1 pseudogene is annotated in these 799 nt (G+C 41.6%); it reads right to left on the bottom strand.

Annotation, left to right across the window (positions count from 1 at the left end):
• Nucleotides 1-114: 114 nt before the first annotated feature.
• Nucleotides 115-799, bottom strand: a pseudogene (locus CJF42_RS23495) (tape measure protein); the annotation flags it as partial.

The raw sequence follows: 799 nt of genomic DNA, 5'->3' as shown, positions 1-799 counted from the left end.
ACTGTATAAAAACACAGTGTCGATGTGCTGTCGCTTTATGTTTAAAATCCCCCGAGGTTATCGTTTATGATAATGCAGTGGTATTTTAATCAATTAGAGCGAACGAAAAATGCATCAAGCTGCACTTCTTATGGCCCTTATGATAGAGCCATTGTCATTTACATTACTTACAATATAAGCTTCAATTTGACGGCCAATGTCATTGCCAACTCGCTCACTGTTTTGCTCGTCGGTACTACCTTGTACTTGTATTTGATTGGTAACGGTTAAATAAACGCTGTTACCAGTACCATTGTTAGATGAGCCTTGGTTAATGCGTTGTGCTGCAGCTGAAATTTCAATATTTTGTTTTGGGCTTAATACACGCTCACCACGTTGAAGCAGGTAAGTAGATTCATTTGGGACATAATCTAAACCACCGTGTGCAATACCTGCGGGTTGTTGTGCTTTAATTTGTCTGACTTGTTGTAAACCCATGGCTACGGCTGCCACAGCTGCAGCCGCACCTAGGGCCGGGCCAACAATGGGAATAGGGGCTAATGAAGTAAAAGCACCTGTTGCACTTTGATAGGTATTCATTATTGCTTGGGCGATACTAAAGGCTTTGTAAGCTTTAAATGCTTTTTTACTTTGGCCTGCCATGGCTTTAAAGCCTGTCGCACCGAGATTTATAACCGATTGTGTTTTTTCTGCAGTGGTTTGTTTTTCAAAGTTAGCAAAGGCCACAACATTTTGCTGTAGTGCGCCAGCATATTTGTTTTTGATTTGAAATAAGCGTGCTTGATGTGCGGCCTCATCG

It is taken from the genome of Pseudoalteromonas sp. NBT06-2, assembly GCF_002276045.1.
Lineage (GTDB): Bacteria > Pseudomonadota > Gammaproteobacteria > Enterobacterales > Alteromonadaceae > Pseudoalteromonas.
Note: the sequence above shows the minus strand (reverse complement) of the source record. Positions and strands in the feature narration are given on the sequence as shown.